The organism is Paenibacillus amylolyticus (assembly GCF_051136285.1).
Taxonomy (GTDB): domain Bacteria; phylum Bacillota; class Bacilli; order Paenibacillales; family Paenibacillaceae; genus Paenibacillus; species Paenibacillus amylolyticus_F.
Map to the genome: position 1 here is coordinate 723,345 of NZ_CP194938.1, position 16,989 is coordinate 740,333.

The window sequence follows — 16,989 nt, forward strand, 5'->3', positions numbered from 1 at the left end:
TTCATAACACCTCCGACTCTATAAATTTCACTTCAGGATAACTGTCATTTGGTCCTTCGAGCAGTTTTCCACCCGTTTCTTTCAAATGTTTATTGAAAAAATCAAGTACATACTGATTAACGATCCACGAGCCTCTTTTGCCATCGATATCTCCCGTGATGCCCGTCAGTTTAATCAACGGTGAATAGAATTGAAGATCCGTGAAATTGAAATGTTGGGTTCCTTCTACATAAATCACATTTCCTTGATGATGGATTACATTTTTCATAATGTTCAGCTCATCTGTAAGTTGTTTAATCACTTCGTTATCTGAATCTGTATTGTTTTTAAACTCTTCCAACCATGCCTTGAAAACTCCTGATCTGATGAACATAAACGGCTTATTAATAACGTCTCGATTCTCCACTTCGTATAGTGAGCCATCCATATTAATTCCGGCCTTAATTCTGTTATCTAAATAAGTGGTGTTAAACGCTGTAGCACCCCCAAACGAATGACCCATTGCGCCCATATGATTTAAATCTATCTTTCCTTGGAATTGACTCTCGATTGCGCCTGAATTCAGCTTTTCAATCTGATCCATTACAAACTCCACGTCTTGTGTCCATATTTCCCCGATTTTTCTACGGTCGTCAATGGTTTTCATCTTGGTTCTATAATCCGTTACACGTCCATCTGGAAAAATAGTAGCAAAGGTGTTATACGTATGATCGATGGTTACCACAATATAACCATGACTGGCCAGATTCTCGGCCTGTGATGCATGTAAAACCCTGCTGGTTCCCATGCCATGGGATAACAGTACTACAGGATAAGGACTTGTTGAGGGCAATATTTCTACATCTTTATATGAGTTCGTTTTACTATACTTCCAGTAATCAAACACAAAGTCAGGCAGGTTTAAAGAATTAGAGTATGTCTGAACATACTTCTTGAACATTTCCTTATCTTCAGGGAAAAGAAATTCACGCTTGTTGTTATCTTTATTTTCAGTAGGATACCAAATCTGAATCATGAGTTCCCTTTTATCACCCTGCTCCTCAGTGAGGACCTCATCTCTGCTTGAATCCGTCAAATGAAAGGTTTGAGTGCCCACTTTCTCTGGTCCATCCGGTTTAGACAAATGAAAGACAGGCAAGTACACCATCAAACAGACAGATAATGCCATTAGAATAATGATTAACGAGGCTGTACTGTATTTCAACAGCTTCCCTGTTTTGATAGTCATACTCTTCTTCACGCGCTTGAATAGAACGATGAGTATAAGCAGGACCGTCAGGATATAGATCAACAGCATCTGCCATCTGTATCCCTCAGCCAACAATTGAACTACGAACAAAATGCCAGTAACCACGCCAAGAGCCACACCTATTTTCTGTGCATTTCTTTTAATAAACCATAAATCAATAAACAGAGTGAAACAGGATAACGTTAAAAGTATTTCAAATAATCTCATTTAGATCCCCCTCTTTTTTAATAGCCCCACTTCATCGAGTGTTAGATCCATGTACATGTATTGACCTGGCTTAACCAAATATTAATTAATGAACATGTACTGTCCGTGAAGGTTATATGAACAGAACATGAACAAACTAAAAATGCTACGTTTCACATACAAGCGAACTTGTACATGAACGTAGCAAATTAGAATTGGAGCATTGCCTAACATTATAAGTAATCAACAAACATGACATGGCAAGACGGCTATTCTGCCATTGGTGGACTGATTGGCAAGGTGATTATAAATGTTGTTCCTTGGTCTACCTTACTTGCCACCTTAATATCCCCTTGATGTAACGAAACAATTTGTTTGGTGATCGCAAGCCCCATTCCGCTGCCGTCATATTTACGGCTATGTGAACGATCAGCCTTAAAGAAGCGCTCAAATATACGCTTTTGATCCTCGACAGGAATACCAATGCCATTATCCGATATCCGCACGGTTACATTCCTGATATCCCGTTCCATCCTGACGTGAATTAAACCGTTATCTTCTGAAAACTTAATCCCATTGCTGATAATGTTGGTCCATACCTGATTCAATTGATCATGATCCGCCTTGACTTGAACCTTCTGTAAATCAAGCTCAAACCGGATATTCCGGGCAGACCATTGAGGCTGTAATGCAACAATAACCCGCCTGATCTGCTCACCGAGATCACGAGTTGCGAGTTGCAGCTGATGGGATTGTGACTCAAGCATACTGAGTTTGAGCAGACTATCACTCATTTTAGACAACCGTTTCGCCTCTGAGATAATAATGTCGAGATACCGTCCTCGTTCCTGATCCGGTAACTCTACCTTCTTCAACGCTTGAGCATATCCTGATATGGAAGTGAGCGGTGATTGTACCTCGTGTGAGACGTTGGCTACAAAATCTCTTCTCATCTGCTCCAGCTGCTGCAGATCCTTCATCATATCTTCGAAACTGCGAGCGAGTGTGCCTAGTTCACTAGATTGCTTGATGTTCAGCTTTACATTGAAATCACCTGCTGCGATACGTTTGGTTGCCTGAGTCAATGTTTTGATCGGTCTTACCAGATACATGGAAGCAATCAAAATGATCAGACTACCGGCGGCCAGAGATGAGGTGGCAAAGATCGTACCCCATTGGATCACGGCTGCAGCAGCGGGCGGCGACAAGGTTTCCAGAAACATGGCTCGAGTTCCATTGCTCGTCCGGACTGGCAATCCCAGCAGAACTGTGCCCAGACCATTCGGTGTCGCCTCGACTACTGCTCCTTCGAGTACCTTCTGAAGCTGCTCTTTCGTCACTGAAATCGGGTTATGATCAATAGCCTTCCCGTACGTTTGGAACTGTCCTGACGGCTCATACATCCGAATATAGTATAAATCGAGTTGCTTCATTTTGTTGACGAATGCATCCGCTTCGGATAACGGCAGCGTTTTGTATATCTGTACAACATCCTGACCAAAGTTACGTATATTGATATGTGAATTTTCATTGAGCTGATCTTCAAAAATCCAGGTGGACAAGAGGAAAGCAAATACGGTCCCTGCAATTACAGAAACCAGAAAAGTCACAACGACCCGGATGTACAAAGACTTAATCATGCTTGACCTCTAACCGATATCCCAGGCCACGCACGGTTTCAATCTGAAAATCTGAAGTCGTCGCAAAACGTTCGCGCAAACGTTTGATATGTACATCAACCGTCCGATCATCCCCTGTGTAATCCAGCCCCCAGATCTGATCGATCAATTGCTCCCGCGTATAGACTTGTCCCGGCGTTCCGGCCAGCTTGTACAACAATTCAAATTCCTTGAGTGGTAAAGTTAACGACTCTGTACCCAGAATAACTTTGTAACTCTGACGATCCAGTGTAACGTCCCCAAACTGTATCATGTGTGTGGAGCCAATCTTGTAACGTTTCAGCAAAGCTTTCACACGTACAGTTAACTCCAGAGGGTCAAACGGTTTCGTTAAATAATCATCCGTTCCCAGCTCGAAACCTTTCACCTTTTCCCAAGTCTCACCTCTTGCTGTTAACATAAGTAAGGGGAGATCTGCGTTCATTTGTCTCAATTCTCTGCACAAGGTCCAGCCGTCCATAATCGGCATCATGATATCCAGTACCACCAGATCAATGGAGCGTTCCTTGTATAACGTGAGCGCCTGATGGCCGTCCACAGCCTCTACGGTTTCGAATCCGTCATTTCGCAAAAACAAACAGACAAGCTCACGAATATTCGCATCATCGTCTGCAACTAATATAGTAGCCATATGTTTCTCCTTCTGGGGATAAACTTGTCGTTATCCATTGATAACGACAGTTCATTAATTTAGTTCCTTCGTCATTTCATTCGGGTGCCCTTCGCTTACTCCATGTCCTTCAGGGATATTGTAAACATCCTATGTTTTTTCATCACTCCCCGAATAGGTACATCGTGTGTGCCGCTCTCCTGAAAGCCCGCTTTTAGAAGCACACGAATGGAACCCGTGTTGTCTGGAACAGCCCCAGCCTCCACTTGCGTAATTCCCGTCTCATGTTTGGCAAAAAGAAGCACACGTTTCAACGCTTCGCTCATATAACCTTTACCTTGATGGAGCCGATCCGTTGCGTAACCGATTACCCATTTTTCTGCACCATTCAGTTCAATTCGAAACAGTGAAGTTTCACCCGCTAGTTCATCTGTATCTTGAAGAAAAATGCCGAAAGAATATCGGGTTCCTTCTTTTGCTTGCTCTACCCATTTCTCAATCAACTGAGTCTGTCCGTCCAGACTATAAAATGCTTCATCTCGTTCACTGGCCGTTATGCTCTCAATTTCTTCTCGGTTGCCTGCCTGAAATTCCTGAAGCAGCGAAGCGTCTTCTATCGTCCAAGCTCGGATATAAATTCGTTCCGCCTCATATTTCATATTCAATCATTCCTTACCTTTTATTCAGACTCTCTAATCCACCATCTCATCCAAAACGGTCTCGAGTTCTTCAAGCTGTGCTGTCAGCGAATTCACATGAGTTCGTGCGTCTACAAACTTTTTTGTCAGAGCTTCTGCTTCCTCGTTCTCTAAGATTGCTTCTTCCTCCTGCGATTCAGATTTAATCTTATTCCATTCTTGCTCATATCGCCTTAACTTGTCAGAAGCAACTTGTCGCTCCTCTTTTACTAGATCGATCTGCTGTTCCAAATGCAACATATCGGACAGACTTGCTCCACCTGATAAACGCTGTGAATATGTCAAGTTCTCACCTCTTTAGGCAGCTATTTATTCCACACTTATCTCAATGGCTTTACTTACATCATACGCTTCGATGTTGATCTCCGGTTCCATATCGAGTGACAACCTCGCAAGTTGACTGCCAATATAAGGCCCCATGGTCAGACCCGAAGCACCGAGTCCGTTGGCTGTGATCAGACCTGACCATCCCGGAACCTGTCCCATGACCGGTAGAAAACCCGGCGTGAACGGGCGAAAACCAACACGAACCTCATCCATTGTACAGTTTGCAAGATCAGGTGCTAACTCCAGTCCTTTGTTTAATACTTCCTGCATACCTCCGGCAGTAATTCGTGTGTCGTATCCCTCGACATCATTTTCATGTGTAGCGCCAATAACCATCTTCTGATCTGCAAACGCTAGTAAGTATTGATCTGAAGGCGGCATAATTACAGGCCAACTCCCTGTGTTTTGTTGATCAGCAGCACGTAAATGTACAATCTGAGCCTTCTGATAATGGACTTTAAAATGAATCCCCAGCGGTTTCAGCAATTCATTCGCCCATGCACCAGCACACACCACAACCTGATCCGCTACATATTGCTCCGTTTGCACCTTAACACCAGTTACATGTTCGCCCTCAGAGAGAAGCTCCGCTTCGCCCTCAATCACACAAGCCCCGTGCCGCTGTGCAGAGCGGATCAACGCATCACGTAGCGCTCTCCCATCCACCCGGGCAGCGCCGCTGATATGTACAGATGAATAACCTTCCCCAAGTAAAGGAAAACGTTCACGGGTTTCTTTTTCATTCAGACATGTAATCGCTCCAATCTCGGGCGCATCTTCCCTCCGCAGTTTGGCCCGTTCCACCATCTTGTTAATCTTGTCCAGATCTGTATGAATGCTGAGTGCACCTGTCTGCGCATATCCGGTCTCGGTTTCTCCATCCCGCTCTAACTCAGCAATAAGCTGAGGGTAATAACGCGCGCCCGCCTTGGCAAGCTGATACCAGTCCTGATTCCGGCGTTGTGACAACCATGGACAGATGATACCAGCAGCCGCATCCGTGGCCTGCCCTGCATCTTTCCGATCAATAAGCAGCACTTCCGCTCCTGATTTTGCTAAATGATAAGCCGTAGATGAACCTAATATTCCCGCTCCGACTACGATGATTTTATTCATGCAAGTATCCCTTTCCTTCGTCCATTCATTCACATAGCGTAACCTTTTTCACATTCTGTTGGCAAGCTGAGTCACACGGATACCGTTTTCGAAAAACAACATTCAAGACGTTAACAAATTTAAAACAATCCCAAATATGTAATATAATTCTTTCTAGGTTTCTTTCATGCTCTAATCATGTTACCTGCGCACAAGACCTTTAACGAAAAGAGGAATAATTCAACGATGCCGAAACCTAACATGGGAAATCTGCTGGAGCCCGATATGCCTCTCGTGATTACAGGGCAAAACCGGTTGACCGTTAATGAATTAATGGATTGGAGCGACCATTCACGGGATTACACCATTGTACAGTGCATCGGAGGAACAGGGAGAATTGCAGCAAAGGATCTTGAGTTGTCTGTACGCAAAGGAACAGCACTTATCATGTTTCCAGAGGTACCCTATCGTTATAACAATTCTGACACTACATTACAGTTCGATTGTTTGTCATTTAATGGCTATATTTTGCCGCGTTTTCTGCACTCCTTGCAGATCGGGGAGCTGCGCGCCTTCAAACCGGATGGCATGCTTGGCCTCCTGTTGCGTGAGATCACACTGGCACTCCAGTCCCGTCACAAGGATTATATCTGGCATGGCTCTATGCTGCTCTATACATTTTTAGTCAGGTTAACCATTGAGGCTGAACGTTATAGCACTTATGAGCGCACAGAAGCACGATTGCGACTGGCAGAACTCGTTGCTTTTATGAAACAATACTATCAGCAAGACCTTTCCCTCTCTATATTGGCCGAGAAGATGAACGTGACCGAGCAGCATTTGAACCGGATATTCAAGAAGGAGTTTCATATGACACCGCTTGAATACCTGGTTCGTTATCGCTTGCTCAAGGCCAAAGAAATGCTGGTGCAGCAGAAAGATGTAACGGCACATGAGATTGCCAGAGCTGTCGGTTTTAACAGTGCAAGTTACTTTGGTTCTGTATTTAAAAAATATGAAGGAATCTCACCTATCGAGCTACGCAAGCAATTTCAAGAATAGAGGAGCTCCATACTTATCTCAGCCAGCGAGGTTAACCGGCGTTCATGCTTGGGAAATTGCAGCTTGCGCGTAACCTCGTTTGGCACGATATAACAACGGATACCTGCGGCATTTGCCGCCTTCAATCCGTTCGGCGAGTCTTCAAATACAATTGCTTCGCTGGTTTTGACGCCAAGACTTTGCAAGGTCAGAACATACAGTTCAGGGTCTGGCTTCACTCTTTTTACATCCTCTGACGTATGAATGATATCAAAATAGTGCAACAAGTCCAGTTTCAGCAAATATCCGTGTACCCACTCCCGTGTTGAACTGGATGCAACGGCCAGCTGAATGCCATGGTCTCTGGCCAATTGAAGCAGTTCAAGCACCCCAGGAAGAATAACAGCTTGTCCCAAATATGCTTCGTATTTCTGTTCAGAGAGCAATTGCATACGCTCGTGATCGATTTTTCGTTGCAGTGCCTGCTCCAGATATTGATAGGGATGAAATTCTTCGAAGGACGTCCCCACGTTTTTCGACCAAAGGTCCAGCTGCAGTTCAACCCCGTGTTCTGCATAGATGTCGCGAAATGCATAGTACCAAGGCGTCTCTGTATCGACAATTAATCCGTCAAAATCAAAAATGAGTGCTTTTACCATCCCTATGCCTCCCTCACCAATGGTGAAGAGACGAGTCAGAAGCGGGCAGTCAAGTCCGGCTGGGTCATGTTTACGGATAAAAAGTGGCACGTACAACCTGTTCCCGTTGGAGACTGTGCAACAACTCCGGCTCGAATCTCCCCATCCATCGGCATACCGAAATAACGAATTAACTTCCATTCTTCCCCATTCGGGGAGTAAAAGAAGGACAGGCATCCCTCCACTTTTCGTATACGCAGGTAAGGATCAGATACAGGAACCTCAGTAGAGTTACAATCATCGGATGACCCATCACGCGTGACTACAGACACAATCGTTGCTGCTTTACCATCATATTCAAAACATAGTTTGCACCAGTTTCGCTCATCGACCATGACCATCAGGCAACCTGAATCATATTGATGTTTCATATCCACCGTCAGCTGTGTGGTCATCTCGAAATCACCGGATACGGGCAAGGACAGGAACGGGGCTGTCGCCCGAATATGCTTGCCTGCCGGGTCTTGGAAAAAGTCAGAGTCTGCCTGCGCCTCTACGATCAGCCCACCTTGATCCGTATATGACCAATTGTGCGGCTCATTCATCCAGCTCAGATGCTCTCTTGCTTCCGTTGTCATTACATTCATCATTCAAACCTCCCAAGGATATCTGCATTCAACTGTATTTTCACCGTTTTATATATTCGGCTAATATACAGAAAAGCCCTTCTTCTACATATTTTTGTAGGGTTCGATCACTTGGGAGTGCTGCTGCGGATCATGTAAGAACAACATGATAATTATCAACACGATGTATAATGCGAGAATGACGCCGAATAGAAGAACCGGATTATGATGATACAACAGCCCGGTCAAATAGCCGGAAGGGATTGCCGTCAACGTCATCACTGTCTGTACAGCTGAGAACATGTCCGCCTTCTCATGTGTACCCAGTCGGTTCATCAGTAACGAATCACGATACGTTTGCAGAATGAAGTTTCCCGCTGCAAGCACAGTAAGGGTGAAAAACAGCATCAGCATATTCCCGGCCGGTATCAGAAGAAATAACACGGCGCCCGCGGTACTGAGCACAATGGAAAAGCTCACATACTTCTCTTCCGACCTCCGCTTCAGGCGTGGAAGAATAACCAGATATAACAACATGACTGTAACAGCGGTCACGACCGGAATAAATGAAATAATACGATCATCAAAGCGCAACTGCTCTTTGAAATAAATAACCTGAAAGAAATTCAATTGCAGCACGAGATTGGATAGCACTGTAATTAAAATAATAGGAAATAATCTGCGCTTGTAGAACGATCCTGCAAACAGACGCAGGCTATCGCCAAGGCTGCGAAGTACACGGGTCTTGCTGTGTATACCCATGAGCTCTTTGCCAACTTCAGTCTCGTCCGTGTAGCGATTACGAATGAAAAACATCGCTGTCATCAACAGGCCGCCCACAAAATAAATGCTGGCCAGTGTTGGCACAATGCCAAAATCTGCAATCACAACACCTGCAATTGGCGTAAGTACTCCCGCACCCGTAATGATCATATTCAAAATGGCAAACACCTTGGATCGTTTATGTTCCTCCACGTCCTCGATGATCAGGCAATTGAAAGACACCGTGACAAACTTTGATGTCGCATTGAGCAAATACGCAATAAGGAACAGCCAGAAATTTTGTGAAAACGCCCAGATCAACATCGGCACACTCCAGGCGAGCAAGTCAAAGATCAGCGTCGTTCGTTTACGTCCCAGCTTGTTGGTCACAGACCCTGCAAACAGCTGAAATATGAAGGCAAAATAAAGATTCACCGAATTAATGATACCAATCTCAATGTCGGCCAGGCCGGCTTCTTTCATATATAAAGGGGCGTAGAACAACACAATCGTTCCCGGAATGGCCCATACCGGCTCAAGTAAAATGGAATACCGCGGATTTCTCGGCAAATCCCGAAGCAGCTTCACTCCATATCCCTTCTTTCTCTCTGCGAATCTCCACAACCTTACAGGATCAGAGCCGTTTTCACCGAATTCATTGGCAGCTTTTCACCACTACGCAGGTCATAACCGATCGTGCCATTGAATGCCTGCTCATAATCCGTCAAATATTCTTTGGCCGTTACCATCTGCTCCAGTTCAGGAATGCTTTGTGCGAATTTCAACGCTGTGCTAATCATGGAGTGTACAGCTACTGCACCAATGATACTGATTCCATCGTTAATGACATGGGTTGATTTAAAAGTTACTTCGTAGCTGTCGTCATATCCCATGGGGATAATCCGTCCGCCTTTGGCAATCAGCTCAAGTCCGACATGAAGCTGATTCCCTACAGCATCCACGATAATGTCAAACTTTTTGTTATTGTTGATCTCGTATACCTTCTCCAGTGTTAGATCCTGCGGGTAGTACACATGATCCGCGATACCTTCTGCAAATTGTTTGCGATAAGGGTCAATTTCCGTACCCACCGTGAGTCTTGCCAATCGTTTACTCACAAGCTGGCACAGTGAACCAATGGCACCTGAACCAAGTACGAGCACAGAGTCACTGGGCTTCACGCCTGCTTTCATGAAGGTTTGCAGCACACACCCCAGAGGTTCAATCATCATTGCCGTTTCCCAGCTCATGGAATCCGGGATGGGATAGATATATTTTTCGTCCCCGACAAAATATTCGGCAAAAGTCCCATGTGTGGTCATCCCTACCTGATAATCATCGAAATTCTCGCAGTAAATGAACAAACCTTCACGACAATAAGAGCAGTAACCGCAGGATTGGGTTGGGTCAACGAGAACCCGGTCTCCTACCCGAACGCCACGTACTTCCTCCCCCACCTCAACAACGGTTCCAACGCCTTCATGACCGATAACCGTTCCTTTGTTTGCAGGTACTTTACCTTTTACAATGTTCAGATCCGTGCCGCAGATACCTGATCCATAGATTTTCACTTTGACCTGATTTGCTTTCTGAATGCCAGGCTCCTCAATCTCTTGCAGTTCCACCTGTTTTAAATCCTGATATACGAGTGCTTTCATAGAAAAACCTCCTGATTTATTAGGTAATTTATAATTTATTGTTCAGACAATTCCAGATTGGCATATTTCAGATGCTTCTGGTTCTCTTTCCAATCAGACAAAATCTGAAGTAGCGCCTCCTCCACCCAGATCAATTCCTCCCGTGTGTGGGTATCGGAGAAGATAAAGTAACCTTTGGTGAAGATGCCATAGTGAGCCATTCTTTTCACAACAAATTCACGGAACGGGTCGGTCTGAAAGTTTTCCTCTTCAATGGAGTGAATGTAAAAACTTGCATAGGTACCTCTTAGAGCTAACTGCTCGGTAAGACCTAACAGCACAAGTTCGGATTCCAGTTGTTTCATGATCCGAGTTGCAGGTTCTCGCCATGTCGGCCACACTTTTGTCTTTTTCATCAACCTTTCACAAGCAATAGCGGCCGCGAGAGCTGTTGTCTCACTGGAATGAGCATTGCTAAACCGAACTTGTCCAGCAAGAGACATGAGGTGCTCTGGCCCCAATACTGCTGCAAGTGGAAGCCCATTGGCCATCCCCTTCGAAATGCAGAGCAAGTCTGGCCAGATATCATATTCGCCCGCAGTTGCTTGCTTGCCCATTCGTATTCCCGAAGTGACCTCGTCGAATATAATAATGATCTCCAAGGAACGACATAACGTTACCACCTTCTCAAGTTCGTCCTTCTTCCACTCGTTCGGGCACAAGACGATACAAGCGATATCCTCCAGAGCAGAAATCTGTTCCTGGATATGTGTATAGGAAGGCTTGTTGATCCAGACCGTGGAACGCTCAATATCAACCGGAATACCACGTTCTTTCGTCTGACTACCGTAATAACCGTACGCAGACCAGTCGTGCCATCCATGATAAGCCGTTGCAATCACCTTACTTTTACCGCTTCCCGCACGGGCCAGCCGCACCGCGCCGCTTACCGCATCTGCGCCGCTCTTGGTGAAACGAAGGGACGGATAACGCCCCTCAAACCGTTCCACAATTAACTCGGCACATTCCAGTTCAATATCCGCTGGAAGCGAAAAGCCTGTTCCTTTTTTCAACTGATGAATCACGGTAAGCTGAATTTCACGTCTGGCATGACCCCAAGGAACCGAACCCATCGCCATCTCACAATCCAGCCATTCATTACCGTCAATATCCGTAAATCGGGAATGATGTGCCTCCGCACAACAGACGGGGGTGTGCCCAGGGAACAAACGCTCTGGAGCTTTGGCTAATGTGCTGCATCCACTTGGAATCACCTTTTTGACTTTCTCCAACCACTCCAGATTCTGGGTAAACCTTACGGCACGGTCCAACGTGCTCTTTTGATCGCTCATTTTGAGGTTCCCTCCCTTTTGCTTGATTATGGTATCTCGCCGCTTAACTCATCGCACTTTAGTTCCCGGCCAGCATCCATCATAGATTCGATCCATCGTAATCACATTGCCATATAGGTCAATGATTAGATCCTTGTCCCGGTGGGCATGTCTCATCTCAATCCAATAACGGTTCTCTAGCAAACGGGCGAAGTTGTCCACCAGGAAAAGCAACCTGTTTTCGCTATGAATCAGCTCCTTGCCTAACACTTGAGGCAACCAGATCGCTCCATTGGAGTTAAAGCGGTTGGAGTAATCACGCACTTCGGCAAGTGGAGCAATTCCCTTCTCTTCGAGCCTGGCCCAGAATGTATCCGCGTCACTACGCACTTCAGCAAGATCGATTCCGATCATGGGCAGATGCTCATATTCGCGTTGATGTTCCAACTGTTCTTTTAGATGACCGAATACGAAAGGCCATACGTCAGCTTCGATCTGACTCCCCCACTTTTTCCAGAATCGTGCCAGATTGTTCTTACGGTTGAAGTTGCGATGAATGCCACTGCTTCGTTCCCAGTGATATGCCTGTATGTTCGGGTTAATGACCGTATCATACCCCGCTGCTCTGGCACGCATCTGATAATCAAAATCTTCATATCCGTTGAAAAATTTCTCATCGAGATTGCCAATCGTCTCATACACTTCCCGCTTCATACCAAACATTGCAAACACAACAAGCTGCACCGAGAAGGTTTGCTTCGGGATATCATCCGGGGAGGCATTCAGGAACAAATGTCGTCCAATCGTGTCAGCAAACGCGATACCACAATGCTGCACACCACCAGTCTGCGGATATAACAGGACCCCACCGATCATGCCAATCGTAATGTCAGTGTCCAGCGTTTCTTTCATCATGGATTGCCAATTCGGCTGTAGAATAGTGTCAGAATCCAGGAAGAAGATATATTCTCCCTCAGCACGACCCAGAGCACTATTAATGGATACAGCACAGCCAAGTGGAAAATCATGCTGAAGAATCTCAATCGTTACATCTTCTCTAATATCTTGTTTCAGTCTGTCCAGATGCTGGAAGACAGCTGATCCGGAACCATCGTTGATGAAAATAATCTGAGTTGACGGACTAACGGTCCGAAGCAGTGAATCAGTAAACAGGTTCAGAATGTTATAGTCTTGATTGACAGGTACAATAATCGTGTAGAGCATGTGATCCCTCCTAATGAAGTGCATAATCATGAGATGAAAACGTACAGAACATAGACATATGCAGTCATATAACGAATGCTTCCCCTTTAGCCTCCTTCATCCAAAAAGTTGGTCTTAATTCGGTGATGATTTGAATATAATAGAAATTTATATCATTTATTGGAAGTTTTAAATCTTAAATTCTGAACACTATCAATATCTGAATCTTGAAATAAATCAAAAAAACTCTCGATTGGGCTCCACATCACATGCGGCAGACCTATCAAGAGTTGCTCCGTAATATCTATTCTTTTCCTAGATTAGCTTTCCGCTCTCGCAGGCAACCAATCCGATTCTTTCGCACCAAGATTTGTAATGAATTGCTGAAGCGCATGAGAGATCCACTTCCGGGCATGAATAACAAGTTGAATTTCGAGTGTAAAGTCCGTATGAACTAATGGTAACACTGTGAGCTGCTGTCTCTGGATCTCATCCATGGCAATCATACGTGGCAAAAGCGAGATACCTGGCCCAGCCATAATACTACGTTTAATCGCTTCAGGGCTCCCAAGCTCCAATCCCACTTTATAGGGGATTCCATTGGTTCTGAGCACCTTCTCCAGAAGCTGTCTGTAATTGCACGAATCCTCCGGCATGATCCACTCCTCGTCCGCCAGATCGCTGAGTGCAACCTCGGACTTAGTCGTAAGTGGGTGATCCGAATTCACGATGAGCACCAGCGGCTCCTCCCGAATGGTGATCCACTGCAATCCCGACTCGGGTGAAGCATTCGCAAGAATAAGACCGACATCCGCTTCGCCTTCTCTTACTTTTTGCAAAATCAGATCTTCTCGATCCGTCTGCAGCCGAATCCCAAGCTCGGGATATTGTTTCCGTGTGGTCTGAATGGGCACAGGCAGATAGTAGGACGCAAGCGAATCCATCGTAGCAATGGTAAGTGAACCCCCGCCCTGCTTGGTCAGCTTCTCTTGCGAATGTTCAAATATCTCTAGCAACTGTCCCGAAAGCTTGAACAGTTCTTCTCCAGCCGAAGTCAGCCGAATTTTATTGTTATTAAATCGTTCAAACAGCTTGACCTGATAGATTTTTTCCAGCTTTTGAATCTGGGTTGTGACACTGGACTGCGCGTAGCCAAGTTCTTCGGCCGCTTTCGTAAAGCTTTGTCGCAAAGCAACCTCGCGAAAGGTTTGAAAATAATTTAAATCCATCATGTACTCCCTCACATCATCAATATTATTGATAACACCCATCATCTATTATAGCTAACTATGATACCTTTTCCCATGGTAAAGTGGATGAAATGGAATTCCAACATACATTTGGGGGTTATACGATGTTAACCGAACAACAGATTCAAGGTATTTATATACCTGTAATCACACCTTTTACCCAGGAGCGCGAGCTTGATCTTCCTTCGTTCCAAAATTACATCAAAGTTATGGCAGGCAGCGGTATTCATGGCTTGGTGATTAATGGTACAACAGGAGAATCACCAACCGTGACATGGGATGAAGTGGAACAGCTTGTGAAAGCCGCAAAGGAAACACTGAGCAGTATTAACTCGTCCGTACCCATTATGGTTGGAACTGGAACCAATGACACCGCTTCAACGGTAGCGAGAACGAAGAAAGCAGCAGCACTCGGCGCTGACGCTGTTCTTGTTGTTACTCCATACTATAACAGACCAACGGAAGAGGGCATTTATGAGCACTTCCGCATGGCAGCTGGGGTAGGCATCCCGGTAATGGTATACGAAATTCCAGCCCGTACAGGGGTTAGAGTTTCCATAGAGATGATGAAGAAAATTATGAACATCGATGGCGTTATTGGCCTTAAAGATAGTACAAATAACCTCGACCTCATGACCGAACTTGTACGTTGCGGCTCCAAGCCCATTTTGTGCGGAGATGATACATTCTTCTACGATATGTTAACGAAAGGTGCAGCTGGTGGTATGATGGCATCGGCAAGTATCAATCCAGAGCGTTTCCTGGAAGTATATAACCGTTTTGTTGCGGGTGAAAAAGAAGAATCTCACCGTCTCTACACACAGTTGGTTCCGTTTATTAAAAATCTATTTGAGGAGCCAGCTCCCGCTATGCTGAAACATCTGCTTGCTCAGCAAGGTATTATCGCTTCTGCTCAGCTGCGTTTGCCTTTGATGCCAGCATCCGAACAGTTAAAAGCAAAAATCGCACTGTAAATACCTATATAAGTTGAACTAAAGGTTTTTACACGGAACACTTCGATGACAGAATAACCTTCCAATCGCTGTTATCCCCAGATTTTATGGATTTCCCTTTTCCAAAGGGAAAAATCCGGTGATAAAGGTGTAGCCTATGCTTCCGATGTAGCTTTCCTTCAGAAAGCTTTTAGCTTCGCTTTTCAGGTTTTTTCTTCCCTCTCCGTTAAAGTGTAAATAAATAGTTCAACTTATATAGAACATAGCAATAGGTCGAAATATAAAAAGCCGCAGCTTCTTCTGCGGCTTTTGTTGTGCACTTGTTTAACACTCCATCTTAGCAACAACGTTGAATTGGATGAAGTTCATGTTGTCTTTTCAGCTCATCTCGCAACAAAACCGTGATAGAACGTGTCCACTACAAGCGCAGGTGCCGCATTTCTGGCGATATTTCCACTGATCACTTGCTGCCAAGTCAGAAAGACGATGGAATACAGCACCTCCACAATCCATGTTTTGTCCACATCCGAACGAAAAAAACCTTTCTCCTGTAGTACACCAATAGCATGTAACACCGGTTCTCTCAGCTTCTGATCTGCCCCTTCAATCTCGGCATTATAATTGACGGTTGCATCATGAGCCAGAAAGTATATCTTATCACCCAGTGGAATCAGTGCTTCAATCAGCTCGGGGATATACCGTTCGACCCGCTCCTCATCAAGCTTCACATGCTGCAATGTCTCGTTAACAACCTCAATCGCACGCAAAGCCAGATGAATCATCAGTTGCTCACGACTCTCCACATAGCGATGTAACGTTGCAATTCCGATATTTGCAGCTTCAGCAATGTCGTTCATCGACGCATTTGGCTTCTCTATAAGGAGCTTCGTTGCTTCGTCCAGAATGGTAAACATTCGATTTTGCTTGAACGTTAACTTCTCATTTTTCATCATAAACGACACCTCGGAACCAAAATTATATTCCATCCAATAGAATGTAAATTATTCGAGCGGACTAATCCACCTTGGCTCCGAAGGAGCGTGCAATCAGAACGGCCTGTTCACGATCCATACGTACCCCTTTTAAATCCAAAGATTTCAGATCAATTCCGTCTAAAATGGCACCCCGCAGATCAGCTCCCTGTAGCTTCACCTTGCTCATTGACACTCTCGTCAGGTCACAATCACGCAGATCAGCTTTGGATAAATCACACTCAGCTAGATCGGCTTCAAAAAATCGAATACCACGCAAATCCTGTCTTCCGAGACGCGTATGTCTCAGATTGGTATAAGACCAGTCTCCTTTTACAAGGGTAATGCCATCCATCTGGGCACCGGAGAAATCCGATCCTGTCATTTTGCAAGCCGTAAACTTCGAGGCAAACAAGTTCGCACCACCAAACAGGCAGTTTTCGAACGCAGACTCCGTATGCATGGACCCATTCATCAATGCACCCTTGAAATCACATTCAATGAAACGGCAATGGCTCGTTTCGATCTCTTCCATGGAAGCGTTCATGAACGTGCAGCGCTTGAACACACAACGAATTAACTCGCCGTAACGCAGATCACGTCCCTCAAAGTGAACGGCCTCATACTCCTGATCCTTATATTGATACATTCCTTACACCTCGTTTGGTATCGTCTAACGTCGCAGTCATTTTGGACTATTAATATATTTTAATAACTACCTATTTCTACTATA

At 45.0% G+C, this 16,989-nt stretch carries 17 protein-coding genes; 2 read left to right on the forward strand and 15 right to left on the reverse strand.

All coding sequences use genetic code 11. The features are described 5' to 3' along the window. Position 1: 1 nt before the first annotated feature. From ACR8BL_RS03235 to ACR8BL_RS03260, 6 genes are all read right to left on the reverse strand, one after another. Positions 2-1,456 carry an alpha/beta hydrolase family protein gene (locus ACR8BL_RS03235; protein ID WP_434751282.1) on the reverse strand — a complete coding sequence of 485 codons (1,455 nt, stop codon included), beginning with the start codon at positions 1,454-1,456 and terminating at the stop codon, positions 2-4. A 248-nt stretch (positions 1,457-1,704) separates the two neighbouring features. Further along, positions 1,705-3,075, reverse strand: a complete 1,371-nt coding sequence (locus ACR8BL_RS03240; RefSeq protein WP_434751283.1) for a sensor histidine kinase — start codon at positions 3,073-3,075, stop codon at positions 1,705-1,707. Beyond that, on the reverse strand, positions 3,068-3,745 hold the full coding sequence (locus ACR8BL_RS03245) for a response regulator transcription factor (RefSeq protein WP_434751284.1): 678 nt from the start codon (positions 3,743-3,745) through the stop codon (positions 3,068-3,070). The genes ACR8BL_RS03240 and ACR8BL_RS03245 overlap by 8 nt, the downstream gene beginning before the upstream one ends. Before the next feature lie 95 nt (positions 3,746-3,840). Next, on the reverse strand, positions 3,841-4,383 hold the full coding sequence (locus ACR8BL_RS03250) for a GNAT family N-acetyltransferase (RefSeq protein ID WP_434751285.1): 543 nt from the start codon (positions 4,381-4,383) through the stop codon (positions 3,841-3,843). A gap of 33 nt (positions 4,384-4,416) precedes the next feature. After that, a complete protein-coding gene (locus ACR8BL_RS03255; RefSeq protein WP_434751286.1) occupies positions 4,417-4,707 on the reverse strand; it encodes a hypothetical protein in 291 nt (96 codons plus the stop codon). 24 nt (positions 4,708-4,731) lie between these two features. After that, on the reverse strand, positions 4,732-5,865 hold the full coding sequence (locus ACR8BL_RS03260; protein ID WP_434751287.1) for an NAD(P)/FAD-dependent oxidoreductase: 1,134 nt from the start codon (positions 5,863-5,865) through the stop codon (positions 4,732-4,734). A 225-nt stretch (positions 5,866-6,090) separates the two neighbouring features. Between ACR8BL_RS03260 and ACR8BL_RS03265 the strand changes: the two genes are divergently transcribed. Then, positions 6,091-6,906 (forward strand): helix-turn-helix domain-containing protein, encoded by an 816-nt coding sequence (locus ACR8BL_RS03265; RefSeq protein WP_434751288.1) that lies wholly within the window; start codon positions 6,091-6,093, stop codon positions 6,904-6,906. On the opposite strand, the gene ACR8BL_RS03270 is transcribed toward ACR8BL_RS03265, so the two are convergent. From ACR8BL_RS03270 to ACR8BL_RS03300, 7 genes are all read right to left on the reverse strand, one after another. After that, positions 6,897-7,544, reverse strand: a complete 648-nt coding sequence (locus tag ACR8BL_RS03270; protein ID WP_434751289.1) for an HAD family hydrolase — start codon at positions 7,542-7,544, stop codon at positions 6,897-6,899. The genes ACR8BL_RS03265 and ACR8BL_RS03270 overlap by 10 nt on opposite strands. A gap of 35 nt (positions 7,545-7,579) precedes the next feature. Next, positions 7,580-8,173 (reverse strand): DUF1349 domain-containing protein, encoded by a 594-nt coding sequence (locus ACR8BL_RS03275; RefSeq protein WP_434751290.1) that lies wholly within the window; start codon positions 8,171-8,173, stop codon positions 7,580-7,582. A gap of 81 nt (positions 8,174-8,254) precedes the next feature. Continuing rightward, positions 8,255-9,499: an MFS transporter gene (locus tag ACR8BL_RS03280; protein WP_434758316.1), complete on the reverse strand. Its 1,245-nt coding sequence runs from the start codon at positions 9,497-9,499 to the stop codon at positions 8,255-8,257. Positions 9,500-9,537: 38 nt separating this feature from the next. After that, positions 9,538-10,569: a zinc-dependent alcohol dehydrogenase gene (locus tag ACR8BL_RS03285; protein WP_434751292.1), complete on the reverse strand. Its 1,032-nt coding sequence runs from the start codon at positions 10,567-10,569 to the stop codon at positions 9,538-9,540. A 35-nt stretch (positions 10,570-10,604) separates the two neighbouring features. Beyond that, positions 10,605-11,900: an aminotransferase class III-fold pyridoxal phosphate-dependent enzyme gene (locus tag ACR8BL_RS03290; RefSeq protein WP_434751293.1), complete on the reverse strand. Its 1,296-nt coding sequence runs from the start codon at positions 11,898-11,900 to the stop codon at positions 10,605-10,607. A gap of 48 nt (positions 11,901-11,948) precedes the next feature. Next, complete coding sequence (locus tag ACR8BL_RS03295; protein ID WP_434751294.1) at positions 11,949-13,103, reverse strand: glycosyltransferase family 2 protein; 1,155 nt, start codon at positions 13,101-13,103, stop codon at positions 11,949-11,951. Positions 13,104-13,402: 299 nt separating this feature from the next. Continuing rightward, on the reverse strand, positions 13,403-14,314 hold the full coding sequence (locus ACR8BL_RS03300; RefSeq protein ID WP_434751295.1) for a LysR family transcriptional regulator: 912 nt from the start codon (positions 14,312-14,314) through the stop codon (positions 13,403-13,405). Positions 14,315-14,436: 122 nt separating this feature from the next. On the opposite strand from ACR8BL_RS03300, the gene dapA reads away from it, so the two are divergent. Then, positions 14,437-15,306 (forward strand): 4-hydroxy-tetrahydrodipicolinate synthase, encoded by an 870-nt coding sequence (gene dapA / locus ACR8BL_RS03305; RefSeq protein WP_434751296.1) that lies wholly within the window; start codon positions 14,437-14,439, stop codon positions 15,304-15,306. A gap of 362 nt (positions 15,307-15,668) precedes the next feature. Here dapA and ACR8BL_RS03310 read toward each other — a convergent pair whose 3' ends face one another. Together ACR8BL_RS03310 and ACR8BL_RS03315 are read right to left on the reverse strand one after the other, a co-directional pair. Then, on the reverse strand, positions 15,669-16,235 hold the full coding sequence (locus ACR8BL_RS03310; protein ID WP_434752997.1) for a TetR/AcrR family transcriptional regulator: 567 nt from the start codon (positions 16,233-16,235) through the stop codon (positions 15,669-15,671). A gap of 64 nt (positions 16,236-16,299) precedes the next feature. Further along, positions 16,300-16,905 (reverse strand): pentapeptide repeat-containing protein, encoded by a 606-nt coding sequence (locus tag ACR8BL_RS03315; protein ID WP_434751297.1) that lies wholly within the window; start codon positions 16,903-16,905, stop codon positions 16,300-16,302. Between the last annotated feature and the right edge of the window lie 84 nt (positions 16,906-16,989).